The following is a 24,590-nucleotide window of genomic DNA, read 5'->3' on the forward strand; positions in this document are numbered from 1 at the left end:
TTTATTGGGTTACGGTTTTGTTCCGACGTACCGCCGATTGCCTGAAAGCCTCCGGCGCAACCTGCACCAGCTGCCCGTTGCGTAACTCACCCGTTCCGCTGACCACTACGCTATCGCCCGGTTGCAATCCTCCACGAACGAGGACGTATTCACCAGCGTTTCGCTCTGTTTCCACCGGCCGGTGCGCTACCCGCCCGTTGCGAAACAGGTACACGGCCGGCTGGGCCTGCTGCGTAATCAGGGCGGTACGTGGAATGGTCAGCGCCGTGGTGGGCTGCGCAGCGGTTAACGTAACGTGGGCCGTCATACCCACCCGCAACGGATGACGCTTCGCTTCGTTGGTCACCCGGATTTCAACCGGGAACCGGCCTACCTCCCCTCCTTTCAGCCGGATCTGATGCACCGTCCCGGTGAACGACTGACCGGGATACGCTTCGAACCTTACCGGTACGCGCCGACCCGGCCAGAACTGCGTCAGCTCGGCTTCCGGCACGGCTACGACCAGCTTTACCGCCGATACGTCGGTGATGGTCATCAACGGCGTACCGGGGCTGATGAACATGCCGGGCTCTACGTTTTTCTCGGTAACGGTGCCGCCAATGGGCGCTTTGACGACGGCATCACGCAGTTGTTTTTTAAGCGTCAGCACCTGACTTTCCGCGTTCTTGCCTTGCAGACGGGCATTTTCCAGATCGGCCGCCGGTACGTTATTTTCGCGGTAGAGGGTTTCGTACCGAATCAGATCCGTCTGCGCCTTTCGCAGGGCCGCTTCGGCTGCCCGCAGTGAAATTTCGGTTAATTCGGCATCGACCCGCGCGATGGGCTGATGCGGCCGAACCAGACCGTTAAGCCGCACGTAGAGATCATGGATAACCCCCTGGGTAGTGGCGGTCATCTGCACCTCGCGCCAGGCTTCGGTCTTGCCGATAAACTCGACAGGCTCGGCGAACGTTCGTTGCTGCACCCGGGCAACGGCCACCGTAGTCGCGAGTGGCCGACGGGTAAGTTCGAGTTGAGCTTCCTGCTTTCGGCGGTTGCTCATCAGCAGCGCAGTAGCGCTACCGACCACCAGGAGCCCGATTAAAACAGCGATCCACTTTTTCATCTGGTCGTTTTCTGGTTTGACTGACACCACAAACCTATTGCACGACCGGACGAGCGCCGGAAGAAATCGGACCCAGCCGACTCAGTCCGCTACCGAAGCGTAGGGGAACCCCACCGAAGCGTTCCTAAGTTTTAGCCAGGCGCTTCCTGAGGGCATTGAACACCGAGTTCCGGCCCTTTCGGTAGGTAAGCGGGAAAGACCGGAACGCAATTATCGAGCGACTTCCCACTGTTTTTAGTACATTCGCGCACCAAAACCCTGGTACAACAAACCACCGTCCAGCGCATTGTTGCCTGGGCGACGGCGGCCGGAGCCGTCCGACTCATCAACCATCTTCTTATGCAGCAAAAAATCCGACGCGAAGACGCCCTCGAATACCACGCAAAAGGCCGTCCGGGCAAACTGGAGGTTATTCCATCCAAAGAATACAGCACGCAGCGCGACCTGACGCTGGCTTATTCGCCCGGCGTAGCCGAACCCTGTCTGGCCATCGAAGCCAATCCCGAAGACGTGTACAAATACACGACCAAAGGCAACCTGGTGGCCGTTATCAGCAACGGTACCGCCGTCCTGGGCCTGGGCGACATTGGCCCCGAAGCCGGCAAGCCGGTGATGGAAGGCAAGGGCCTGCTCTTCAAAATTTACGCCGACATTGACGTATTTGATATTGAACTCAACACCAAGGACGTCGATGAATTTGTCCGGACGGTGAAGATTCTGGAGCCGACGTTCGGGGGGGTGAACCTGGAGGACATCAAAGCCCCGGAGTGCTTCGAGATTGAGGAGCGGCTCAAGCGCGAGCTCAACATCCCGATCATGCACGACGACCAGCATGGTACGGCTATCATCAGTGCGGCCGCCCTGCTGAATGCCCTCGAACTGGTCAGCAAACAGATCGGTGACGTTAAAATCGTGGTGAACGGCGCGGGCGCGTCGGCGATTTCCTGCACCAAGCTCTACGTAGCGCTCGGGGCTAAACTCGAAAACGTGGTCATGTGCGACAGCAAGGGCGTTATTCGTACTGACCGCGCCGACCTCGATGATCGGAAGCGGCAGTTTGCGACCACCCGCGACCTGAAAACACTCGAAGAAGCCTTTGTCGGGGCCGACGTGTTCATCGGCTTGTCGAAAGGCAACGTAGTGAGTCAGGACATGGTCCGTTCGATGGCCGACCACCCCATTGTGTTCGCCATGGCCAATCCAACCCCCGAAATCAGCTACGAAGACGCCACGGCCGCCCGACCGGATATCATCATGGCAACCGGCCGCTCCGACTACCCTAATCAGGTGAACAACGTACTGGGTTTCCCCTACATTTTCCGGGGCGCGCTGGACGTTCGGGCCACCGAGATCAACGAAGAAATGAAGCTGGCGGCCGTTCACGCCCTCGCTGACCTGGCCAAGAAGCCCGTTCCTGACATCGTTCACCTGGCCTACGGACAGGACAGCCTGATGTTCGGCCGCGACTACATCATTCCGAAACCGGTTGACCCGCGCCTGCTGGCAACCGTAGCGCCGGCTGTGGCTCAGGCCGCTATGGATTCGGGCGTTGCCAAACACCCGATCACAGACTGGGATGCCTACGAACAGCAGCTCGCCCGGCGGCTGGGTCAGGACAATCAGATCACCCGCGTGATCATCAACAAGGCCAAGACAAACCCGAAGCGGGTTGTGTTTGCCGATGCCGAAAACCTGAAGGTGCTGAAAGCGGCACAGCAGGTCCGCGACGAAGGCATCGCGTTTCCAATACTGCTCGGGCAGACGAACACCATCCGGGAGATTATTACGCAGAATAACCTCGATATGGGCGACATTCCCATCATCGACCCGCGTTCGCCGGAGCAGGATGCGCTGATTCAGCGGTTTGCCGACCTGTATTTCGACAAGCGGAAGCGCAAGGGTGTCAACGCGACGGAAGCCCGCAAGCAGATGTATTTCCGGAATTACTTCGGGGCCATGATGGTCGAAACCGGGGAAGCTGATGCCCTTATTTCGGGGCTGACGCGCAGTTACCCGGATACGATCCGGCCGTCGCTTCAGATCATCGGCAAAGAGCCGGGCGTACAAAAGGTGGCCGGGATGTACATCCTGCTGACCAAACGGGGCCCGCTGTTCTTCTCCGATACGACGGTGAACTTCAACCCAACCGCCGAAGAGATCGTTGAAATTACCGAACTGACGGCCCGGGCCGTTGAGCGGTTCAACATCAAACCGCGCATTGCGCTGGTCACGTATTCCAACTACGGCAGCGCCAAAGGCGAAGACGCGCAGAAGATGAACCGGGCCGTTGAAATCCTGGAAAAGAAGCACCCGGATATGATTGTCGACGGCGAAATCCAGGCGCACCTGGCGTTCAACACGGAGCTGCTGCGGCAGAACCATCCGTTCAGCAAACTGGTTGAGGATGGCGCCAACACGCTCATCTTCCCGAACCTGTCGGCGTCGAACATTGCTTACAACCTGATGTCGGAAGCCGCCGGCTTCGACGCCATCGGTCCTATTCTGCTCGGTATCCGCAAACCGGTGCATGTACTGCAGTTAGGTTCTTCAGAGCGCGAGATCGTCAACATGGTCGCCATTGCGGTAGTTGAAGCGCAAAATAAATAATAAGGAGAAGGGGGAGAAAAGGGAGGAGAGGGAAAAAGGGGGTTATCAATTCCCTTTCCTCCCCCTCCTCCCTTTCTTCTCCCTTTTCTCCTCTTCCTCTCATTGTATGGCACGAATCTTAACCGGTATTCAAAGCAGCGGGCGGCCTCATCTGGGCAATATTCTGGGCGCGATCAAACCCGCGATCGACTTATCCAAACAACCCGAAAACGAGTCGTTTCTTTTTATCGCCGACCTCCACTCACTGACTTCCCTGAAAGATGGACCAACGCGCCGGGAATACACCCGGGCCGTGGCCGCTACCTGGCTGGCGTTTGGCCTGGACACGCAGAAAAATACGTTCTGGCGGCAGTCGCGGGTGCCGGAGCATACCGAATTAGCGTGGCACCTCAACTGCTTTACGCCCGTTCCGATGCTTCAGAATGCCACCTCCTACAAAGACAAGGTTGCCAAGCTGGGCGAACAGTCGGCCTCGGCGGGATTGTTCACGTATCCGGTTTTGCAGGCCGCCGACATTCTGCTCTACGACGCCAACATTGTGCCTGTCGGGAAAGATCAGCGGCAGCACCTGGAAATGACCCGCGATATTGCCAGCTCGTTTAATCACCAGTACGGCGAAGAGGTGTTTGTGCTGCCCGAAGCCCGCATCGACGAGCGGCTGATGACCATTCCCGGCATCGACGGCCAGAAGATGAGCAAGTCGTACAACAACTACATCGACATTTTCCTGCCTGGCAATGAGCTCTATAAAGTGATCAAGAAGGTGGTGTCCGACTCAACGCCCCTCGAAGAACCAAAGAATCCGGATAAGGACATTACGTTCCAACTCTATTCACTGATCGCATCCGACGAGCAGGTGGCCGAGATGCGCCGGAACTACGAAACGGGCGGCTACGGCTACGGTCATGCCAAGAAAGCACTCTATGAGCTGATCGTCGACCGGTTTGCCACCGAGCGGGAGCGCTTCAACTACTACATGGACAACAACGAGGCCCTGGAAGCCGAACTTCGGGCGGGCGAAGAAAAAGCCCGTGCTATTGCCAGCCGGACCATCGCCCGGGTGCGGGAGAAGTTAGGCTTTAACTAACCCGTCTGGCGACGCCGGGCTTTCTATGCGGGATACGTATCCCCTACCAGACCTGACCAACCCCTGACTTCATGCAGCAGCGAATTGCCCACGTAACCCTGGTTGTTGACGATTACGACAAGGCCATCGACTTTTATACCAGGGTTCTGGGCTTCGAGCTACTGGAAGACACCCGCCTGAGCGACACCAAACGCTGGGTTATCGTAGCCCCGAAAGGAAACCCCGGCTGCAACCTGCTGCTGGCCCAGGCGGTAGGTGAGGAACAGACGAGCCGGATTGGTAACCAGACCGGCGGCCGGGTGGCGTTCTTTCTGCATACCGACGATTTCCAGCGGGACTTTCAGCGTCTTCGGGAGCATAACGTACGTATCGTTCGCGGCCCTGTTGAGGAACTATACGGAACGGTAGCCGTATTCAGTGACCTGTACGGCAATCTGTGGGACCTGATTCAGCCAAAGCGGTAAGGTGTTACCTTTGCGCTCATCATGCGCGAAACCCTCAACCAACTCGATACTGACCTTTTTCTGTGGCTCAATGGCCATTACGCACCCTGGCTCGACCCAATCATGGTCTGGGCCACGGAGCGTAACACCTGGTTTCCGTTCTACGCGCTGCTGATTGGCTGGTTGGTGTATCAATACCGCCGGCAAGCCATCGGACTGATTCTGACGCTGGTCGTAGCCGTCGTCATCAGCGACCAGACGGCGTCGGCCCTGCTCAAGCCCCTCACCCTGCGGCTCCGTCCCTGCCACGTACCGGACTTGCAGCCGCTGATCCATCCGCTGCTGGAATGCGGAGGGCAATACGGCTTTGCGTCGTCGCACGCGGCCAACACCTTCACGCTCGCGACCAGCGTATGGCTGCTGGTCGGCAAACAGCATCCGTGGGTAAAATGGACGTATCTGTGGGCGTTACTCGTTTCCTACAGCCGGATCTACGTCGGTGCGCACTACCCGCTCGATGTGCTGGCCGGGGCGGGTATCGGCGTACTGGCGGCTATAGTGTCGGTATCCGGTTTTCGGCTCGTGATGAAGACGTTACACGCTCAATCGGCCGGAAAACGATCCGTCGGGGCCCGCAAACCACACACCGAAAACCGGAAACAGTGAATCAAAAACCAGTTTTTTCCGTATCTTTGCGGGAAATTTACCCGCCACCATGGCTTCGTTTAATCCGGTAAAGATTTTTTCAGGCACTCAGTCGACGTATTTAGCCGAGAAAATTGCGCATCATTATGGCAAGGACTTAGGCGGCTACACCTGCCGCCGATTCAGCGACGGTGAGATGTCGCCGAGTTTTGAGGAATCGGTTCGGGGATGCGACGTGTTTCTGATTCAATCGACGCCCCCACCCGGCGACAACCTGATGGAGCTGCTGCTGATGGTGGATGCGGCTCGTCGGGCGTCGGCACACTACGTAACGGTCGTCATTCCGTATTTTGGGTACGCCCGGCAGGATCGGAAAGACAAGCCCCGGGTTGCCATTGCCGCCAAGCTCGTTGCCAACCTGCTGTCGGCATCGGGAGCGGACCGGTTGATGACCATCGATCTGCACGCCGGTCAGATTCAGGGCTTTTTTGATTTCCCGGTCGACCATCTGGAAGGAACGTCGGTTTTTGTGCCGTACATCAAAAGCCTGCACCTCGACAATCTGGTAATTGCTTCACCGGACGTGGGTGGTGCGGCCCGGGCCCGGAATTTTGCCAAGCATTTCAACGCCGACATTGTGCTGTGCGACAAACACCGCAAGCGGGCGAACGAAATTGCGTCTATGCAGGTTATCGGGGACGTTGAAGGCGCTAATGTTGTGCTGATCGACGACCTGATCGACACCGGCGGAACGATGGCGAAGGCAGCCCAGATCATCATGGAAAAGGGAGCCAAGTCCGTGCGGGCGGTGTGTACGCACCCGGTCATGTCGGGCAAAGCGCACGAAAACATTGCCGGCTCCGTGCTGGAAGAACTGGTTGTGGCCGATACGTTGCCGATGCAGCAGCCGAACGCCAAAATCAGAGTGCTGTCGGTGGCCGAACTGTTTGCCAAAGCCATCGGCCGCATCAGAGATCACGAATCTATTAGTTCATTGTTTATTCGATATTAAAGAGCGAAAGAATGAGAGAGTGAAAGAGCGCGGTCAAACCCAGCTTTACACTCTTTCGCTCATTCGCTCTTTCACTCTTTAAATTTTAAAAACCATGAAAAAACTCGAGATTGTAGGGTATAAAAGAGCGAATCTCGGCCGCACGGAATCCCAGGCGATTCGGGCCGAGGGTAATGTGCCGTGCGTATTGTACGGTGGCCAGGAGCAGGTGCATTTTTTCGCACCGATGATTTTGTTCCGTGAGTTACTGTATACACCCGATGTGTACGAAGTCACGCTGAACATTGAAGGTGACGAGTACCGGGCCATTTTGCAGGAGACTCAATTCCACCCGGTAAGCGACGTGCTGCTGCACGCTGACTTCCTGCAGGTGACGGACGACAAGCCGGTTAAGGTAGCGGTTCCGGTTCGTATCGTCGGTAACGCACCGGGTGTACAAAAAGGCGGTAAGCTGGTAACGCGTGTGCGGAAGCTGCGCGTGAAAGGTACTGTCGATAAAATCCCCGATTACATCGACGTGAACGTGTCCGATCTGGATCTGGGTAAATCAATTCGCGTAAGCCAGATTCCGGTAGAAGGTATCCAGATGCTGGAGCAAGGGTCTAACCCGGTTGCGTCCATCGAAATCCCGCGTTCACTCCGCGGCCAGGTTTCGGGCAAGTAAGGTTATCCGTACCGGAATTATTTTCAGACTAATAGATACAAAGGGCCTTTCTGCAACCGCAGGAGGGCTTTTTTGTTTACTGACTGAACCCTTTCAATCAACCCTGTATGCTATGCAATTGACTGAAGCCATTGAACTCATCAGCCACGACCAGCTTGTTACGTCTCAGGCCTCAGTCTGGGCTGATCTGGGATGCGGCCATGGCCTGTTTACAAAGGCGCTGACCCGGTTTCTGCAACCGGGAAGCCACATCTACGCCGTGGATATTGATGAATCGACTTTACCAGCCGCTTCGGAAACCGGTCCCGTAGCCATCCGTCCGCTTCGCCTTGATTTCGCGCAGGATGACTGGCCCTTTCCTCCGCTTGATGGCCTGCTGATGGCAAACTCGCTGCATTACGTCAGCGATAAACGCACGTTCTTACAGAAAGCCATTCGGCACCTTACAGCCTCGGGCCGTTTTCTGATTGTCGAGTATGACACGGATCAGGGCAATCCGTGGGTGCCTTTTCCCGCCAGCTTCCGATCGCTGTCGCAGCTGTTTGAGGAAGCCGGCTTTGCGTCGATTCAAAAACTTCACGAGCGACCTTCGCGCTACGGTAAGGCCAATCTCTACGCAGCGTTTATCAGCCGAGGCTAAGCAGACAGCCATATATGAACAGACCAGCTTCGTTCGGAAGCTGGTCTGTGTACAGTCAGTATGCCGTATCCAATCAATCAGCCTTACCGCTGTTCGTCGTCCTGCTCAGGTTTATTGGGCGTGTCGACATCCTTGTTATCTGCCCCCGTTGATTTTTCCAGATCAACGCCTTCCTGGCCACCAACGGCTTCAATGCCTTCGCGGTTGTTTCGGGTGCCGGGCTCAGCGGGAATGACGGCGATGTAGGGCGCAATGATCAGGGCCACGATCGACATCAGCTTGATGAGGATGTTCATCGAGGGGCCTGACGTATCCTTGAACGGGTCGCCGACGGTGTCGCCCGTTACGGATGCCTTGTGCGGCTCCGACTTTTTGTAGAACATTTCGCCGTTGATCAGTACGCCCTTTTCGAACGACTTCTTGGCGTTATCCCAGGCACCACCGGCGTTGTTCTGGAAAATCCCCATCAACACGCCCGATACCGTTACGCCCGCCAGCAGGCCCCCGAGCACCTCAGGCCCGAAGATGAAACCCACAATAACGGGTACGGTCAACGCAATGGCTCCCGGCAGCACCATCTCCCGGATGGAGGCCTGCGTGGAAATGGCCACGCATTTTTCATATTCAGGCTTGCCGGTTCCTTCCAGAATACCCGGAATTTCGCGGAACTGACGACGTACTTCCTCGACCATTTTCATAGCCGCCCGTCCCACGGCCGCAATGGCCAGCGATGAGAAAATAAACGGAATCATGGCGCCTACGAATAACCCGGCCAGTACGTCGGCCTTGTAAATATCGATGGCCGAAATACCCGAGATACCCACAAAAGCCGCAAACAACGCCAGGGCCGTCAGGGCAGCCGATGCGATGGCAAATCCCTTACCGGTTGCCGCGGTCGTGTTACCGACGGCATCGAGAATGTCGGTCCGGCCACGTACCTCTTCGGGCAGGTAACTCATTTCGGCGATACCACCGGCGTTGTCGGCAATCGGTCCGAAGGCGTCGATGGCCAACTGCATGGCCGTTGTAGCCATCATCCCCGCGGCCGAGATGGCCACCCCATACAGACCGGCAAAATGGTAGGATGTGTAGATACCAGCCGCCAGCACCAGAATCGGCAGTACGGTCGATTCCATACCGACTGATAAGCCCCCGATGATATTGGTAGCAGCACCCGTCGCCGACTGCCGGATAATCGACAGGACCGGCCGGCGTCCCATGGCGGTGTAATATTCGGTTATGGTCGACATCAGCGCACCGACAACCAACCCCGTAAAGATGGCGTAGAACACATCCATCCGGTCGAATTCAACGCCCCGGATTTCGAGGGTACCGGTGGGCAGCATGCTGGTTACCAGGAAGTAGGAGGCAACGATTGTCAGGATAATAGATCCCCAGTTCCCTCGGTTCAAAGCACTCTGTACGTTGCCGGTATCGTCTTTCACCCGCACAAAATACGTAGCGATGATCGAGAAGATCAGCCCCAGCCCCGCAATCACCAGCGGCAGAACAATGGGCGCATGACCAAACATGTTTTCGCTTTCGGGGATACGGATTTCGCGCCCCAGCACCATCGTAGCCAGGATGGTAGCCACGTATGAACCGAAGAGGTCGGCCCCCATACCGGCCACGTCCCCTACGTTATCGCCTACGTTGTCGGCGATGGTAGCCGGGTTGCGCGGGTCATCTTCCGGGATACCGGCTTCGACTTTACCCACCAAGTCAGCCCCTACATCGGCCGCCTTGGTGTAAATGCCGCCCCCAACACGGGCAAACAGGGCAATGGATTCGGCACCGAGCGAGAAACCGGCCAGTACCTCCAGTGCTTTCTCCATCGGCAGACCATTCACGTCGCCGAAGGCACCGCCCGTACCCGTTACGTATGTTGTATAGAAGAGAATGAATAAGCTGCCCAATCCCAGTACGGCAAGCCCGGCTACACCAATTCCCATAACCGAGCCCCCCGTAAAGGATACGTTCAGAGCCTGAGTCAGGCTAGTGCGGGCGGCCTGCGCCGTACGGACGTTGGCTTTGGTGGCGATGTTCATGCCAATGTAGCCGGCGAGGGCGGACGTAAAGGCCCCAATGGCAAAGGCCACGCCGATTACCCAGTCGGAGTTTTCGACCAGCGTACCCGACCAGGCCAGCAAGGCGGCTACAACTACGCCAAAGATGATAAGAACTCGCCACTCGGCTTTTAGGAACGCAATGGCTCCGCTGGCAATGTATGAAGCAATTTCCTGCATCCGGGCGTCGCCGGCATCCTGCCTCGACACCCACTGATACTTGAAGAACATTACCACCAGGCCAATAATCCCCAGGACGGGTACAAGATAGACACTATTATTCATGCGTACGATTAGTAGGTTTTAGAAATATGAATTGCGCCCAAAGATAGAATTTTGGTCTCCATAACCAAACGGGAATCCAAGCACAAGTTGACTTTTTTTAAGGTTTATTTACGTTCTTTTAGGAAACTGGGCGGTTGGGCCACGGCTGATGCGCCTTGTCCGCGCCGGTTCGTTCGTATCGTATACGTATCAACTAGTTTCGGCCCGGCTTTACTGAGTAGTTCCAACACCTGTTCTTCGGCATCCATGTCCTAAAAAGCGCAGCAGCCGTTATCTTTGCCTGTACTGTTAACCCGACCATCAAAACTGTGTGCCCGATCCGCCGACTGTTTACTGCCCTTCCCGGCCTGCTTCTCTCCGTAACGCTATTCGCACAGGTGCCGTTTGGCCCGATCAAACCCACCCCCTCCGGTGAAATAGTGTCTAACCTGAAGAAATTGAACGTACTCGGTACGGCCCTCTACGTAGCCGCTCACCCCGACGACGAAAACACGCTGCTGCTGGCGTACCTGGCTAAAGACCGGCTGGTTCGCACCGGCTACCTGTCGCTGACGCGGGGCGACGGCGGTCAGAACCTGATCGGTCCGGAACAGGGCGAATACATCGGTATTATCCGGACGCAGGAACTGCTGGCGGCCCGGCGGGTCGACGGTCCGGATCAGTTCTTTAGCCGGGCCTATGATTTCGGCTTTTCCAAATCAACCGACGAAGCGGTCCGGATCTGGGGCCGCGACAAAGTGCTGTCCGACGTTGTCTGGGTTATCCGCAAATACCAGCCGGATGTAATCATTACCCGGTTTCCGCCCGATCAGCGGGCCGGTCATGGCCACCACAGCGCATCCGGTTTTCTGGCCGAAGAAGCGTTTAAAATTGCGGGTGATCCGACCCGGTTTCCCGAGCAACTGGCGTATGTAAAGCCCTGGCAGCCCAAGCGGATCATGTGGAATGTGTTTATTCCCGGTGCCTTCCTGAGCAACAAGAAACCCGACGAAGCCGGCAACCTGATTGGGATCGAAACGGGTCTGTATAATCCGTTGCTGGGCAAGTCGTACGGCGAAATCGCGGCCGAGAGCCGAAGCCAGCACAAGAGTCAGGGGTTTGGGGTTTCGGCCAACCGGGGCGCTCGCGTCGATTACCTGCTCCTGAAAGCCGGTGCCCCCGCCGAAAAAGACCCGTTCGATGGCGTTGATATTACCTGGAAGCGGGTACCCAACAGCCAGGCCGTGCAGGCGCAGGTTACTCAACTGCTTGCCGATTTCCAGCCCGATCAGCCGGCGGCTTCGGTACCGGCGCTGGTGCGGCTGCATCAGGCCATCAGCCGATTGGATACCACGAATCTGTACGTCCGGACAAAACGGCAGGAGGTTGAAGCGCTCATTCAGCAGTGCCTGGGTCTGTGGTTTGAAACCAATCCCACTGATTATGCCGCTACGCCGGGCGAAACCATCCGGATTACGACCAACGTAGTAAGCCGGGCCGAGGCCCCGATCCGGCTGCTGTCGGTACGGTATTCAACCGGCAAAGACACGACCCTAAACCTGGCCCTCAAACCCAACGACGTTACGCTGCTGCCTGCGACGGTCACTATTCCGCAGACTCAGAAGATTTCGCAGCCGTACTGGCTGGAGAAGCCGATCGACAAAGGGCTGTTCCAGATAGACAATCAGCAGCTGATCGGTTTGCCCGAAAACCCGCCCAACTTCACCACCAGCTATACCTTCGAGATCGACGGGCAACGCTTTACGTTCAGCCGGCCGTGGATTTACAAATTTACCGATCCGGTCGAAGGCGAAATCTACCGGCCTTTTGTGGTACAACCTGATGTAATGGCGAACCTGACCGAACGGGTATATGTCTTTTCGGACAACACCCCCAAAACCGCCGAAGTGGTGCTGAAGGCTGGCCGGGCCAACGTATCCGGCACCCTGAAGCTGGACGTACCGGCGGGCTGGCGGGTTGTGCCGGCGCAGCAGTCGTTCTCGATCGCCAACAAAGGCGCTGAGCAACGGCTGTATTTTCAGATTTCCCCGACTGCAACCGCCGTAGAAACGCAAAATATTGCGTCGCTACGGGCCGTGATGACGACCAGCAACGGTACGTTCACGAACGGTATCCGCCTGGTGGCCTATCCGCACATTCCGACGCAAACGCTGTTTCCCCCCGCCGAAGCCCGACTGGTGAAGCTGGACGTGAAGGTTACGGCCAAAAACGTGGGTTACATCGTCGGGGCGGGCGACGAAGTACCGGCTGCGCTGCAACAGATGGGATGCCGCGTTACGTTGCTCGGGCCAACCGAACTGAACGGCAACCTGTCGGTCTACGATGCCATTGTGGTTGGCGTCCGGGCCTACAACACCAACGAGTATCTGGTCAATTTTCAGCCCAAGCTCATGGAGTACGTCAGGAACGGCGGAACGATGGTTGTGCAGTACGTAACGGCGGGCGGAAGTGGGCTGCTTCAGAATGGATTGAAGGTGTCTCAGATGGGGCCGTATCCGTTCAGTGTCGGCCGCGAGCGGGTGACGGAGGAAGATGCCCGAATGAACTTCATCAGTCCCCAGCATCCGTTGCTGAACAGTCCCAACAAAATTACCGAAGCCGACTTTAAAGGCTGGATTCAGGAGCGCGGTATTTACTTCGCCCAGGACTGGGACAAGGCGTATGAGCCGATTTTTTCCGTCAACGATACTGGCGAAGCGGCCAAGCAGGGTAGCCTGATCTACGCCAAATACGGCAAAGGACACTATATCTACACGGGTCTGGTGTTCTTCCGCGAGCTGCCCGCCGGGGTGCCGGGTGCCTACCGCCTGTTTGCCAATCTGATTTCGGTCGGGAAGTAAACGGGGCTGGCGCTGCCTCGCTCGGTCAGGCTCGTTAAAAAATCGGTTAACTTTTGAACCAGACCAGCAAGCTGTCGGTATAATTGCCATCGACAGCCTGCCTTTCGAATTACGCACTTGTGAGTTATCAACAGCCTGAACTCCGAACCGTCCATGTGATCCGCTACGTAACGCCCCTGCGCGAAGGCGGCTCGCTCCCGGCGATTGCGGAAGCCGACGACGATTTTCTGTACGTACTCAAGTTTCGGGGGGCCGGGCAGGGTACTAAGGCGCTCATTGCCGAACTGATTGCCGGTGAACTGGCCCGGGCGCTGGGGTTTCGAATTCCCGAGATCGTGTTCGCCCAACTCGACCCCGCCTTTGGCCGCTCGGAACCCGACGAAGAAATTCAGGACCTGCTGAAAGCCAGCGTAGGGCTGAATCTGGGGTTGCATTACCTCTCCGGTGCCATTACGTTCGACCCGATTGTGAACGCCGTCGATGCCAGGCTGGCGTCGCAGATTGTGTGGCTCGATTGCTTCGTGACGAACGTAGACCGCACGGCCCGCAACACGAACATGCTGATCTGGCACAAGGAACTCTGGCTCATCGACCACGGCGCGTCACTTTATTTCCACCACGCCGGTCTGCCGTGGGAGGAGCAGGCAAAGCGGCCATTTGGCCCCGTCAAGGACCACGTACTGCTCCCCCGGGCCTCCGAACTCGATGCCGTTGATGCCGAGTTTCGCTCGGTGCTGAACCCGGCCATCATCCAGTCAATCGTATCGCTGGTTCCCGACGAATGGCTCACCAATGACCCATCCGTTGAGTCCGCTGATGAACAGCGCCAGATCTACAGTCAGTTTTTAGAAACCCGACTCGCCCACTCCGAAGTTTTTGTCAAGGAAGCGCAGCATGCCAGAAAAGCACTTGTTTGAATACGCCGTCATTCGGGTTGTTCCCCGCGTGGAGCGCGAAGAGTTTATGAACGTCGGCGTCATTGTTTACTGTCCGGGCCAGGGTTTTCTGCAGACGATGTACGAACTGCCCGAGGACCGGCTCCGGGCCTTCACCAGCGAACTGGACGTATCTGAACTGCGGGACCGGCTCCGGGCGTTCGAACGCATCTGCGCCGGCCGCTCCGAAGGCGGCCCGATCGGCCATTTGCCCCTTGCTGCCCGGTTCCGGTGGCTCACGGCCACCCGCAGTACCGTTGTGCAAACGTCGCCGGTGCATCCCGGTATGTGCACCGACGCCCGCGAAACCCTCGAACGCCTATTCAGTCAGTTGGTGCAGTGAAGACCTGATCGGCTATTTCGCTCAGCGCCCAGAACTGTAGCTTATTTTTGCGTTCGGCCTCACGCATCATTTCATCGGCACCCGCCGAGGATCCACCCACACGCAGAACGCCATCGCAATGGTCGATCAGCCGAACAGCAGCCGGGTGAAACAGCTCGTTGAAGATTGCGTCGCCAAGTTGCGTTGCGCCCGCCGTTTTGATCAACGGCAGCGCAATCCACTCGCCACAAACAGGCATATGCCCTTTTCGATAAACGGCCAGAGCCGCTTCTTCCATCTGGTGCATGTTTTGGGCAATCAGCGTGGGGTCGTCGTTAGTCCCCGATCGGTATGGCCCAGCAATCAGGATCAGCATGTCAGTTAAGCGATGCGGTGAGTTGCCGGAGCCGCAGGTGCTGCAACAGCATAATCGTCTTACCATCCCGGATCTCCCCGCTTTCGATCATGGCCATTGCCTGCGCCGTGGGAATTTCCATGACGTCGATTTCCTCTTCGTCGACACCGCCCCCACCCCGGCGCTCCGTATTGGCGGAGTACTCAGCGAGGTAGAAAAACAGCTTCTCCGTCACGGAGCCGGGGCTCATGTACGCTTCCATTACTTTCTCGACCGACTGGATCCGGTAGCCGGTTTCTTCCTCCGTTTCGCGCCGAATGGCGTCGTCGGGCTGGTCGTTGTCGAGCAGGCCGGCACAGGCTTCGATCAGCATCCCCGTCGGGTTGCCGTTGACGTAGGTCGGTAACCGAAACTGCCGGGTCAGGATCACCGTATTGGCCTCCGGGTTGTGCAGCAGAATCGTAGCACCGTTGCCGCGGTCGTAGGCTTCGCGGGATTGCGTTTCCCAGTGCCCGTCTTTTCGCTGGTAGCTGAACGTGAATTTTTTCAGAACATACCAATTGTCCGAAAGCAGTTTCTCGTCAATGATTTGGACCCGGTTATTTTGCATACTGTTCATTATTGTTTATTTTTGTTCATTGCTGTGCAAAAGTGATCGTTGTTTATGAATTATCAAAATCGGAAGCGGCTTATTTTGCAAACGGTCGAGCAAAAGGGATCTGTCGACGTTCAGGAACTGGCCCAACTGCTGCAAACCTCGGAGATGACCGTCCGGCGCGACCTGACGCAGTTATCGGCTGCGGGGCTGCTGTACCGCACACGCGGGGGTGCCATGAAGATCAGTTTGGCCACTGATGATTTCCGGTTTGCCAACAAAACGGCCGTTAACGCCGAACGAAAAGATTACATCTGTCAGTTGGCCGCCCGGGAGATTCAGGAAGGCGACGTGATTTTTATGGATTGCGGCAGTACGGTGTTTCGCTTGTGTCAGTTTATCCGCAACAAGCGCATCACCGTCGTGACCAATTCGCTGCCGGTAGTGGCCGAGCTTCTGTCGTCGGACGTATCGGTTAACCTGGCGGGGGGCGAAGTGGACAAGGAACGCCAGGCGATTCACGGGCTGATGGTCGAGCAACACCTGGCCCGGTACCGGGCAAACAAAGCGTTCATCGGCGTGGATGGTGTTTCGCTCCAGAATGGCCTGAGCGCCCACAGCGAGAAAGAAGCCAGTACAGCCACGACCATGGCCGCCCATGCCGACAGTGTTTACCTCCTCTGCGACTCCTCAAAGCTCGAACGGGACAAGTACTTTCAATTTGCTCCGCTGAGTCTGTTTGATGTGCTGATCACCGACCAGGAAGCCAGCGCCGGGATTGTCGAGGCCTACCGACAGGCAGGGATTACGCTGATCAACTGAGTAAGAAACGGTTGGCTGATCATCCGTTCACTCAAAGGTTTATTGTTTTCCCAGTAGTATAGTAGAGATTAGCATAACACCAGACGGTCTGCTGCTTTTGTCGCAACTGGCCGGCCTGTCTATTCCTAAACTCTTACTTTTCAACACAATGGCAACTGACGCAATTGTTACGCTGGAACGCCTGCGGTGCATCAAAGAAAGTGATGGCAGCGGTCATTCCGAGCCCTTTATCTGGCCGGTACTGATCTGGATTGACACCAGCAACGGCAACGTGAATATGGCCGATCTGGTCCTGGACAATGCCCGCGTGGTGATTCGCAACAACATGCGGGCGGGCGAAACCGTCGACATTCCGGCATCGGTCCGGACTTTGCGGGTTCGCTTTGCCGACAACCCACAGCGCTTCATCCTCATTCTATCGGTCGTTCTGTGGGAAAACGACGAAACGCCGGAAGCCGCTATGCGGGCCGGTTTCAAAGCCTTTTCGAGCGGTCTTAAGGAGGCCGTGATCGCCAACCTGCTGGAGCTGCGAGCCGCGCAGGGTAATCCCACGGCCGAAGCCGCCGTCCGGGCAAAGATTGAGAAGCAGGTGAAGGAGGCTGTCGAAGAGGCCATAAAAGGTGGGTTGACAACCAGCCAGAAGCTGCGGGTTAAGCTCGGCACACTGAATCTCGACGACGTAGTCGGCAGTGATACCGAGAGTCTCGGCTCGGTGGGCCAAACGACCTCCACCAGAGCGTTCACGCTGACGTTCAGCAACCAATCCGGCAGCGAGCAGTACGAAATAACGGGTAACCTGGCTGGCAAACCGGTTCCCGTCGATGCCTGTCAGGCGGAGGTCAACGCCGTAAACGGGGCGCTGGCTACCATCGAGAACATCCGGAATCAGATTCGTTCGCTTCAGGAAGAACTGCGGAATGCCCCCGGCCCGCAAAAACCGGGTATCATCGCCATGATCCGCGAACAGCAGGCCGAGCTACCGGCCGCTACGGCCGTTCTCGAACAGGCCCGAAAGGCCCTGCAGGTTTGCCGGAGCCGCCAGGTTAATCAGCCGATTGTCGACGTACCCGGCGGTGGAGTGCTCCTTGACGTTGATGACTAACTACCAGGCAAGTTCTGCTTTGTTGCGGAAGAACTTACCCGTGGGGCCGTCGTTGTCGAGCAGTGCTGCCCAGACGATACCGGCGGCCCCATCCGCTACGGGCTGAGCGCCCATAGCTTCTCCCCCTTCGAAGGTAGCCGTAAAGCCGGGACACACGGCATTGATCAGCACATTGCTTTCTTTTTCTTCCAGCGCCAGTTTCGACGTCAGGGCGTTCAGCGCGGCTTTCGAAACGGCGTAGCTTGTTCCCATCTGGTTGTTGGTTGCCAGCCCAAACATCGGGTCGCCGTGCGAACCGGCCCCGCTGGAAACGTTCACAATCCGGCCGGCGGGACTTTGCCGAAGCAGGGGCAGCAGCGCCTGAATGAGCCGCCACGATCCGAACAGAGTGGTTTCCAGCACCACATGGGCCTGGTCCAGATCGGCGGTTGCCGCCTGTTCGCCGTAGGCCGACGTACCGGCGGCATTATTAATGAGGATGTCGAGCCGACCAACGTCCTCCTGAATGCGATCAGTAAGCTGGCGAACGCTGTCGGGTTCGGCTACGTCGAGGCCATACGGCCGCACATCCAGTCCTTCGTCCCGTAACGTTCCGGCCAGCGATTCAGCGGCTTCCGCCCGGCGGGCGGTCAGCAGCGTCGTAATACCCTGACTGGCCAGTTGGCGGCATACCTCAAAGCCAATTCCTGCGGCCCGGCCTACGCCTGTTACCAGGGCGACCCGATTGTTTAGTGCTTCCATTTATTTTTGGTAATGTGTTTGGGGAAATCTCACTCAATGCTATCATCGGCTATTAAGTTTACGTACTTTGGCCGTTTTTAGCAATAAAATACTCTGACAATTACCGACTGACTCCACCGTATGTGGCAAATCTGGATTGATACCGGCGGCACCTTTACCGACGGCCTTGCGCTCGACCCATCCGGCCTTTTACATCGCATCAAAGTACTCAGCAGCAGCCGACTGCGGGGGCGTTTGGTTGTACGGCCGTCAGCCAGCGGTCAGACGTTCCGTCAGACCGAATCTGAGGACCCCGCCAACCCTCATGCATTCATTCCCGAGCCCAGCGGTCTGACGGAACGTCTGACCGAGCTGGACACTCCTCGCAACCTCTCAACCCCTCAGCCCTCAAGCAGCGGTCAGACGTTCCGTCAGACCGAATCTGAGGACTCCGCCAACCCTCATGCATCCGTGCCCGAGCCCAGCGATCTGACGGAACGTCTGACCCAAGCGCCAGTCCATTCGTTCAGGCTCGAAGCGCCCTGGCTTACAGCGCCTGTCTTCGACGGGTATCGGCTGCGCGTGGTTGAAACAAACGAAGAATTCACGATTCATTCACTGACGGCCGACGGTTCGCTTCAGCTTGCCGATTCGGCCAATGGGGAAATTCGCCTGCCCGCCGGAACAACCGATCTCCCGCTGACCGTCGAGCTGTTCACCGGCGAAGAAGCCCCCGTGCTGGCGGCCCGCCTGCTGACTCAGACACCCCTGAGCCAGCCGTTTCCGCCCCTGGAGATGCGGCTGGGCACCACCCGGGGTACCAACGCCCTGCTCGAACGGAAAGGCGGACGTGTTGCCCTGGTGGTGACGAAAGGCTTCAGGGACTTACTGAAAATTGGTACCCAGCAACGCCCGAATCTATTTCAACTGGCCATACCCCCCGCCGAAGTCCTCTACGAAACCGTACTGGAAGTAGACGAACGCCTGACCGCCGACGGACAAATCCTGACGGCCCTGTCGGATGATACCATCGCACAGCTTATCGAGCAGCTACAGCAGCAGCGACCCGATGCCGTGGCAATCTCCCTGCTGAACGCGTACCGAAATCCAACGCACGAACGCCAGCTCCGCGACGCCCTGGCAACTGCGGGATTTGATGCGATTACCCTGTCGACGGACGTATCAACGGCCCCGCAGTACGTCACCCGCACCCAGACAACCGTAGTCGATGCCTATCTGACACCGGTGTTAAAAACGTACCTGACCAATATTCAGAAACAACTGGCCAGCCACTCGCCAGTCCGTGACCATCCGGTCGGGGCCTATCCAGTCCGGGACCATCCAGTCCGGGTCATGACTAGTGCGGGGGGGTTAGTAAAAGCGGAGTTGTTTCGGCCCAAAGATAGTTTGCTGAGCGGTCCGGCCGGGGGGGTAATCGGTTCGGCGGCCATTGCCCAGCAACTGGGATTCGATAAAGTACTGACCTTCGACATGGGCGGTACCAGCACCGATGCTGCCCGCTACGATAGCCAGATGGATTACCGATTCACAACCCGCATCAGCCAGTTTGACCTGCAGCTCCCCTCGCTGGCTATCGAGACGGTGGCCGCCGGAGGTGGTTCGGTCTGCTGGTTCGACGGGCAGTTGCGGGTTGGTCCGCACAGCGCGGGGGCGAATCCGGGTCCGGCCTGCTACGGTGCGGGCATTCCCGGCCAGTCGTTGCTGCTGACCATTACCGACGTGAACCTGCTGCAGGGGAAACTGCATCCGGCTCAGTTCGGGATTCCGGTGTTTCCGGAAAAAGCCGAAGCCGCCCTGCAGCAGATCATTGACCAGATTGGCGATACCGACCGCCTGACGATCCTGCGGGGCTTTGAACGGATCGCCGATGAAGCCATGGCCGGGGCTATTCGGAAGATTTCGGTGCAACGCGGCTTCGACCCGACAGACTACGCTCTGCTGGTGTTTGGCGGAGCGGGCGGTCTGCATGGCTGCTCCGTTGCACGGCTCCTTGGTATTGAGCGGCTGATTCTGCCGTTCGACGGAGGATTGCTCAGTGCCTATGGCATGGGACAGGCCCGTATCGAGCGCCTGGCATCGCAATCGGTGTTGCAGCCGCTGGCGGAGGTAGAACCAACCTGGCCGGACCTGGCGCTGACGCTGGCTGCGCAGGCGAAAGACGAACTGGCGGCCGATGTGGGCCCCGATGTGCCAATCGACGTAGTGTCGGTAGTGCTGTACATGCGCCTGCAGGGCCAGGAAACTGCGCTTCCGGTTCCCGTAACGGGCAGTTTGAAGGGTTCGTTATCGGAACCGTTTCGTGCCCATTACCAACACCTCTACGGTCACTACCCCGAAGGCCGCCCCATCGAAGTGGAAAGCATTCGGGTTATGGTCAGCACCGCTCCGCAGCAGACCGTCGTGAACCAGCCGCCTGGCAGCCATCGGCAGGTTGTCCCTGCTTTTCTGGCCGGTCACTACCCCGCCTACGACTGGACGACCCTGCACGAGGGCGATACGTTTCGGGGGCCGGCACTGCTGCTCAACCGAACGTCTTCGGCCTTCATCGAGCCGGGCTGGCGAGTAATCGTTCAGGCCGACAAAAACGTCCTTGTTGAGTACATCGCCGATATCGAGGCCCCAGACGAGCCGGCACTCAGCGACCTGGCTCAGACCGAATTGTTTGCCCGGCGGTTCATGGCCATTGCCGAAGAAATGGGCGCTCAGCTCCAACGCACCGCCTTTTCGACCAACGTTAAAGAACGGCTCGATTTCTCCTGCGCGGTGCTGGATCACCACGCCCAACTCGTTGCTAACGCCCCGCACATTCCTGTTCATCTGGGTAGTCTGGGCGTTTGCGCCCGGCTGGTGCTTGAACAACGACCAATCGGTCCCGGCGACGTCGTGATTACCAACCACCCCAAATACGGTGGCTCGCACCTGCCCGACGTAACGATGCTGAGCGGTGCCTTCACGGACGAGGGCGACCTGATTGGCTACGTCATCAACCGGGCGCACCACGCCGAAATTGGGGGTAAAGTTCCCGGTTCCATGCCGCCCGATGCAACCAATCTGGCCGAAGAGGGCGTTGTGCTGGAACCGCAGTACGTCGTAAGAAACGGCGTTTTTCGCTGGGATGGCCCCGATGGTCTGGCCACACGGTTTACGGACGCCCCCTACCCGACCCGCGCCCTGGCCGAAAATCGGGCCGACATCGAAGCGGCTCTGGCATCGCTCCGAACGGGCGAACAGGCCCTCCGCGCGCTCGTCGGGCAACACGGTTTGCCCACCGTTCAGCAATACATGCAGCGGCTCAAACAATCGGCAGCGACGGTGATCCGGCAGCGTCTGACCGCCGGTCCGACGCGGTTTAGCGCACAATCGTCTGTCAGTAAACTACCTCCCAATCCGACAGCGCCAGCTCGTCAAACCTTCGGTCAGACGATTGGGCAGGCCACAGAATCCCTCGACGATGGTCATACCATTGCTGTCCATATTACGACTGATCGTCAGACCCTTACGTTCGACTTCACGGGTACCTCGCCGGTTCACCCCAACAACCTGAACGCAAACGTATCGATTCTGCACAGTGCCATTCTGTACGTACTACGGGTCTGGATCGAATCCGATGCGGCCGATGCACCAATGGCTTCGGGGAGTATTCCGCTCAACGAAGGCCTGATGGAACCCGTCCGGCTCATCCTGCCCGCATCCTCGTTTCTCAATCCGGTCTTTTCCGACGACGGCAGCGCCTGTCCGGCCGTAGTGGGCGGCAACACGGAGGTCAGCCAGCGCCTGGTCGATACCCTTCTGAAAGCCCTGGGGCTAGCCGCCTGTAGCCAGGGTACGATGAATAATTTCCTGTTTGGCACCGACGCCTTCGGGTATTACGAAACCATCGGTGGGGGCGCGGGCGCAACGGTCGGCGCCAACGGACGCTCGGCGGTGCATCAGCACATGACCAATACCAAACTCACCGACCCCGAAGAACTCGAACGGCGCTACCCGGTCCGGCTGCATCAGTTCAGCATCCGCGAGGGGTCTGGGGGTAGCGGCCGGTGGCGGGGTGGGGATGGTATAATCCGGGAGATCGAGTTCCTGAAGCCGGTGCAGGCAACGCTCCTCAGTCAGCACCGGGTCGTGGCTCCCTACGGCCTCAACGGTGGCGAGTCGGGAAAGCCGGGCCGACAGACCTTGCTTTATCCGGACGGCACCGCCGACGAACTGCCCGGCATTTTTACGCGGGCAATGCAATCCGGCGACCGAATCCGGATCGAAACACCGGGGGGCGGTGGGGTTGGCTAGTTCCCCGTTTCGTTGTATGTTAGGCCCATGATTGATCAAGTGAAGGCCGCATTCATTGGGGCGGCAATCGGCGACGCGCTGGGCGTACCGGTTGAGTTTATGTCAAGAGCGGCCCTGAGCCGAAATCCGGTTACCGATTACAGAGGGTACGGCGTCTGGCACCAGCCACCGGGCACCTTTTCGGATGATAGTTCGCTGCTTTTCTGTACGGCCGAAAGTCTCTGTACCGGTTATGACGTAGCAGACATTGCCAACCGGTTTGTCCGCTGGTATCAGCAAGGGTACTGGGGCGCCCACGACGAAGTGTTTGATATTGGTGGCGCCACCCGAACAGCACTTACCCGGGTCATTAACGGAACCAGTCCGACCCTATCAGGTGGCCTTCTGGAACAAGATAATGGGAATGGTTCACTCATGCGGATTCTCCCCGTCGCGTTTTACCTCTGTAACGAGCCGTCGATGCAGACCCGATTTGATACGGTCAGGGCTCTTTCGGCCATTACGCATGGCCACTTTCGCTCGGTAATGGCTTGTTTCGTTTACGTCGAACTGGCCATTCAACTGCTGACCGACCCGGACATTCCGGCCGCTTATGCCCGCATGCAGACCCGCGTCAACGACTTCATTGCCGAAAACGCCTTCTCACCGACCGAAATCCGGTTGTTTGACCGCATCCTGCAAGCCGACCTGTCTCATCTCGACGAGCCGGCTATTCGCAGTTCCGGCTACGTAATGGATACGCTGGAAAGCAGCCTATGGTGCCTGCTAACCACCCGATCGTTTGAAGAAGCCGTACTGAAAGCCGTAAACCTGGGCGACGATACCGACACGACCGGAACGGTCACTGGCGGATTGGCCGGACTGGCCTATGGCTACGAGGCCATTCCCACCCACTGGGTCTACAGCCTGGCCAAACAGGAAGCGATTGAGAAACTGGCCGAGCGCTTTGCCGGGCGGTATGCGTAGGTTATTTATGGTAGCGATATATTTGATTGGACAAAAAGGGTACGAAAATTTTGATATACCTGTTTGGATAAATCAATTATCCTCTGTATCTTAGTGCTGTCAATATCAAAGTTTTATGTGTCAGTCAACTCTTTCCCATCCCGAAAATCTGAACGACCTGCAAGCGCGGTTTTCAGACGAAAACGTGTGTAAAGAGTATCTGGCACAATTACGCTGGAAAGGTAAGCCAGTTTGCCCCTATTGTGGTAACAATGGCAAGACTTATAAAATTGTAACTGGCTATAAGTGCTCTAATCCTGAGTGTTATAAGAAATTCAGCGTCTTAAAGGGCACTATCTTTGAGGAAAGCAAAATCCCACTTCGCGTGTGGTTTGTGGCTATCTATATCGTTACGGCTCATAAAAAAGGCTATGCTTCGCACCAGTTAGCCCGTGATTTGGACGTAACCCAAAAAACGGCGTGGTTCATGCTTCAACGAATCCGTTACTTTATGGCGGAAAAGACCTTAGAGGCCCCATTAAAGGGTATTGTTGAAGTAGATGAAACGTATATCGGCGGGGCCGAAAAAAACAAACACGCCAACAAGAAAACGGCGGGTACGCAAGGAAGAAGCACTAAAACAAAGGCTCCTGATTTTGGTATGATAGAACGGGGCGGTCGGGTTGTTGCCGTGACCGTTACCAGCACAACGGCCAAGATTTTATTGCCGATTATTAAAGAGCACGTTAGTATTGTTGCATCCATTATGACCGATGAGTTCCGGGCGTATATGAATCTTCACCATCAATATCAACACGGTATTGTTCGGCACGGTGAGGGCCAATATAAAAGCGGTGAAGCTCAGCTCACACCAACACATTAGAAGGTTACTGGTCTTTGCTAAAACGTTCGATTTTTGGTATTTATCACAGTGTTAGCGTCAAGCATTTAGACCGTTACGTGGGAGAGAGTTCTTATCGTTACAATACCCGCAAAATAAAAGATGGCGCTCGTTTTGAGCACTCATTAAATCGCGTTAGTGGTCGGCTAACTTATCGAAACTTAATTGCTCAGGATTAGCAAAAGTTGACAATC

The 24,590-nt window shown here is 57.1% G+C and carries 21 protein-coding genes; 16 read left to right on the forward strand and 5 right to left on the reverse strand.

Annotated features, from left to right (window positions below):
• Position 1: 1 nt before the first annotated feature.
• Positions 2-1,105 (reverse strand): efflux RND transporter periplasmic adaptor subunit, encoded by a 1,104-nt coding sequence (locus DYU11_RS22835; RefSeq protein WP_119670051.1) that lies wholly within the window; start codon positions 1,103-1,105, stop codon positions 2-4.
• 339 nt (positions 1,106-1,444) lie between these two features.
• Here DYU11_RS22835 and DYU11_RS22840 point away from each other — a divergent pair, with 339 nt between their 5' ends.
• The 7 genes from DYU11_RS22840 (at position 1,445) to DYU11_RS22870 (ending at position 8,203) form a co-directional block, all read left to right on the forward strand.
• On the forward strand, positions 1,445-3,712 hold the full coding sequence (locus DYU11_RS22840; protein ID WP_119670052.1) for an NADP-dependent malic enzyme: 2,268 nt from the start codon (positions 1,445-1,447) through the stop codon (positions 3,710-3,712).
• 106 nt (positions 3,713-3,818) lie between these two features.
• Positions 3,819-4,799 carry a tryptophan--tRNA ligase gene (gene trpS, locus DYU11_RS22845; RefSeq protein ID WP_119670053.1) on the forward strand — a complete coding sequence of 327 codons (981 nt, stop codon included), beginning with the start codon at positions 3,819-3,821 and terminating at the stop codon, positions 4,797-4,799.
• A 71-nt stretch (positions 4,800-4,870) separates the two neighbouring features.
• Positions 4,871-5,263, forward strand: coding sequence for a VOC family protein (locus DYU11_RS22850; protein WP_119670054.1), 393 nt, complete (start codon positions 4,871-4,873; stop codon positions 5,261-5,263).
• 21 nt (positions 5,264-5,284) lie between these two features.
• Positions 5,285-5,908, forward strand: a complete 624-nt coding sequence (locus tag DYU11_RS22855) for a phosphatase PAP2 family protein (protein WP_119670055.1) — start codon at positions 5,285-5,287, stop codon at positions 5,906-5,908.
• Positions 5,909-5,957: 49 nt separating this feature from the next.
• Positions 5,958-6,899, forward strand: a complete 942-nt coding sequence (locus DYU11_RS22860) for a ribose-phosphate pyrophosphokinase (protein WP_119670056.1) — start codon at positions 5,958-5,960, stop codon at positions 6,897-6,899.
• 94 nt (positions 6,900-6,993) lie between these two features.
• Entirely contained in the window at positions 6,994-7,563 is a 570-nt protein-coding gene (locus DYU11_RS22865; protein WP_119670057.1) for a 50S ribosomal protein L25/general stress protein Ctc, read from the forward strand.
• 112 nt (positions 7,564-7,675) lie between these two features.
• Complete coding sequence (locus tag DYU11_RS22870) at positions 7,676-8,203, forward strand: class I SAM-dependent methyltransferase (protein WP_119670058.1); 528 nt, start codon at positions 7,676-7,678, stop codon at positions 8,201-8,203.
• A gap of 83 nt (positions 8,204-8,286) precedes the next feature.
• On the opposite strand, the gene DYU11_RS22875 is transcribed toward DYU11_RS22870, so the two are convergent.
• Positions 8,287-10,554, reverse strand: coding sequence for a sodium-translocating pyrophosphatase (locus tag DYU11_RS22875; protein ID WP_119670059.1), 2,268 nt, complete (start codon positions 10,552-10,554; stop codon positions 8,287-8,289).
• Between the two features lie 308 nt (positions 10,555-10,862).
• On the opposite strand from DYU11_RS22875, the gene DYU11_RS22880 reads away from it, so the two are divergent.
• The 3 genes from DYU11_RS22880 to DYU11_RS22890 all read left to right on the forward strand — a co-directional run bounded on the left by DYU11_RS22880 (position 10,863) and on the right by DYU11_RS22890 (position 14,672).
• Entirely contained in the window at positions 10,863-13,394 is a 2,532-nt protein-coding gene (locus DYU11_RS22880) for a PIG-L family deacetylase (protein WP_119670060.1), read from the forward strand.
• A gap of 119 nt (positions 13,395-13,513) precedes the next feature.
• Positions 13,514-14,311 carry a HipA family kinase gene (locus tag DYU11_RS22885; protein WP_119670061.1) on the forward strand — a complete coding sequence of 266 codons (798 nt, stop codon included), beginning with the start codon at positions 13,514-13,516 and terminating at the stop codon, positions 14,309-14,311.
• On the forward strand, positions 14,289-14,672 hold the full coding sequence (locus DYU11_RS22890; RefSeq protein WP_119670062.1) for a DUF3037 domain-containing protein: 384 nt from the start codon (positions 14,289-14,291) through the stop codon (positions 14,670-14,672). The genes DYU11_RS22885 and DYU11_RS22890 overlap by 23 nt, the downstream gene beginning before the upstream one ends.
• On the opposite strand, the gene DYU11_RS33500 is transcribed toward DYU11_RS22890, so the two are convergent.
• Together DYU11_RS33500 and nudK are read right to left on the reverse strand one after the other, a co-directional pair.
• The gene (locus tag DYU11_RS33500; RefSeq protein ID WP_199736766.1) at positions 14,653-15,027 is read right to left on the reverse strand and encodes a DUF4406 domain-containing protein; all 375 of its coding nucleotides are present in this window, start codon (positions 15,025-15,027) and stop codon (positions 14,653-14,655) included. The two genes, DYU11_RS22890 and DYU11_RS33500, sit on opposite strands and share 20 nt — an antisense overlap.
• A gap of 1 nt (position 15,028) precedes the next feature.
• On the reverse strand, positions 15,029-15,616 hold the full coding sequence (nudK, locus tag DYU11_RS33505) for a GDP-mannose pyrophosphatase NudK (RefSeq protein ID WP_199736768.1): 588 nt from the start codon (positions 15,614-15,616) through the stop codon (positions 15,029-15,031).
• A gap of 54 nt (positions 15,617-15,670) precedes the next feature.
• Between nudK and DYU11_RS22900 the strand changes: the two genes are divergently transcribed.
• Both DYU11_RS22900 and DYU11_RS22905 read left to right on the forward strand, forming a co-directional pair.
• On the forward strand, positions 15,671-16,423 hold the full coding sequence (locus tag DYU11_RS22900; protein ID WP_119670063.1) for a DeoR/GlpR family DNA-binding transcription regulator: 753 nt from the start codon (positions 15,671-15,673) through the stop codon (positions 16,421-16,423).
• Between the two features lie 148 nt (positions 16,424-16,571).
• The gene (locus tag DYU11_RS22905) at positions 16,572-17,525 is read left to right on the forward strand and encodes a hypothetical protein (protein WP_119670064.1); all 954 of its coding nucleotides are present in this window, start codon (positions 16,572-16,574) and stop codon (positions 17,523-17,525) included.
• On the opposite strand, the gene DYU11_RS22910 is transcribed toward DYU11_RS22905, so the two are convergent.
• A complete protein-coding gene (locus DYU11_RS22910; protein WP_119670065.1) occupies positions 17,526-18,266 on the reverse strand; it encodes an SDR family NAD(P)-dependent oxidoreductase in 741 nt (246 codons plus the stop codon).
• Positions 18,267-18,386: 120 nt separating this feature from the next.
• Between DYU11_RS22910 and DYU11_RS22915 the strand changes: the two genes are divergently transcribed.
• The 4 genes from DYU11_RS22915 (at position 18,387) to DYU11_RS33975 (ending at position 24,575) form a co-directional block, all read left to right on the forward strand.
• A complete protein-coding gene (locus tag DYU11_RS22915) occupies positions 18,387-22,550 on the forward strand; it encodes a hydantoinase B/oxoprolinase family protein (RefSeq protein WP_119670066.1) in 4,164 nt (1,387 codons plus the stop codon).
• A 27-nt stretch (positions 22,551-22,577) separates the two neighbouring features.
• Positions 22,578-23,516 carry an ADP-ribosylglycohydrolase family protein gene (locus DYU11_RS22920; RefSeq protein ID WP_119670067.1) on the forward strand — a complete coding sequence of 313 codons (939 nt, stop codon included), beginning with the start codon at positions 22,578-22,580 and terminating at the stop codon, positions 23,514-23,516.
• 115 nt (positions 23,517-23,631) lie between these two features.
• Positions 23,632-24,378 (forward strand): IS1595 family transposase, encoded by a 747-nt coding sequence (locus DYU11_RS22925; protein ID WP_262697149.1) that lies wholly within the window; start codon positions 23,632-23,634, stop codon positions 24,376-24,378.
• A 14-nt stretch (positions 24,379-24,392) separates the two neighbouring features.
• Entirely contained in the window at positions 24,393-24,575 is a 183-nt protein-coding gene (locus DYU11_RS33975; protein ID WP_374755998.1) for a transposase, read from the forward strand.
• Positions 24,576-24,590: the final 15 nt, after the last annotated feature.

Source organism: Fibrisoma montanum (assembly GCF_003583365.1).
GTDB lineage: Bacteria > Bacteroidota > Bacteroidia > Cytophagales > Spirosomataceae > Fibrisoma > Fibrisoma montanum.

What these genes read in the sequence shown, in the direction of transcription:
- DYU11_RS22835 (WP_119670051.1), bottom strand. Translation starts at nt 1,105, where the DNA reads ATGAAAAAGTGGATCGCTGTTTTAATCGGGCTCCTGGTGGTCGGTAGC.
- DYU11_RS22840 (WP_119670052.1), top strand. Translation starts at nt 1,445, where the DNA reads ATGCAGCAAAAAATCCGACGCGAAGACGCCCTCGAATACCACGCAAAA.
- trpS (WP_119670053.1), top strand. Translation starts at nt 3,819, where the DNA reads ATGGCACGAATCTTAACCGGTATTCAAAGCAGCGGGCGGCCTCATCTG.
- DYU11_RS22850 (WP_119670054.1), top strand. Translation starts at nt 4,871, where the DNA reads ATGCAGCAGCGAATTGCCCACGTAACCCTGGTTGTTGACGATTACGAC.
- DYU11_RS22855 (WP_119670055.1), top strand. Translation starts at nt 5,285, where the DNA reads ATGCGCGAAACCCTCAACCAACTCGATACTGACCTTTTTCTGTGGCTC.
- DYU11_RS22860 (WP_119670056.1), top strand. Translation starts at nt 5,958, where the DNA reads ATGGCTTCGTTTAATCCGGTAAAGATTTTTTCAGGCACTCAGTCGACG.
- DYU11_RS22865 (WP_119670057.1), top strand. Translation starts at nt 6,994, where the DNA reads ATGAAAAAACTCGAGATTGTAGGGTATAAAAGAGCGAATCTCGGCCGC.
- DYU11_RS22870 (WP_119670058.1), top strand. Translation starts at nt 7,676, where the DNA reads ATGCAATTGACTGAAGCCATTGAACTCATCAGCCACGACCAGCTTGTT.
- DYU11_RS22875 (WP_119670059.1), bottom strand. Translation starts at nt 10,554, where the DNA reads ATGAATAATAGTGTCTATCTTGTACCCGTCCTGGGGATTATTGGCCTG.
- DYU11_RS22890 (WP_119670062.1), top strand. Translation starts at nt 14,289, where the DNA reads ATGCCAGAAAAGCACTTGTTTGAATACGCCGTCATTCGGGTTGTTCCC.
- DYU11_RS33500 (WP_199736766.1), bottom strand. Translation starts at nt 15,027, where the DNA reads ATGCTGATCCTGATTGCTGGGCCATACCGATCGGGGACTAACGACGAC.
- nudK (WP_199736768.1), bottom strand. Translation starts at nt 15,616, where the DNA reads ATGCAAAATAACCGGGTCCAAATCATTGACGAGAAACTGCTTTCGGAC.
- DYU11_RS22900 (WP_119670063.1), top strand. Translation starts at nt 15,671, where the DNA reads ATGAATTATCAAAATCGGAAGCGGCTTATTTTGCAAACGGTCGAGCAA.
- DYU11_RS22905 (WP_119670064.1), top strand. Translation starts at nt 16,572, where the DNA reads ATGGCAACTGACGCAATTGTTACGCTGGAACGCCTGCGGTGCATCAAA.
- DYU11_RS22910 (WP_119670065.1), bottom strand. Translation starts at nt 18,266, where the DNA reads ATGGAAGCACTAAACAATCGGGTCGCCCTGGTAACAGGCGTAGGCCGG.
- DYU11_RS22915 (WP_119670066.1), top strand. Translation starts at nt 18,387, where the DNA reads ATGTGGCAAATCTGGATTGATACCGGCGGCACCTTTACCGACGGCCTT.
- DYU11_RS22920 (WP_119670067.1), top strand. Translation starts at nt 22,578, where the DNA reads ATGATTGATCAAGTGAAGGCCGCATTCATTGGGGCGGCAATCGGCGAC.
- DYU11_RS22925 (WP_262697149.1), top strand. Translation starts at nt 23,632, where the DNA reads ATGTGTCAGTCAACTCTTTCCCATCCCGAAAATCTGAACGACCTGCAA.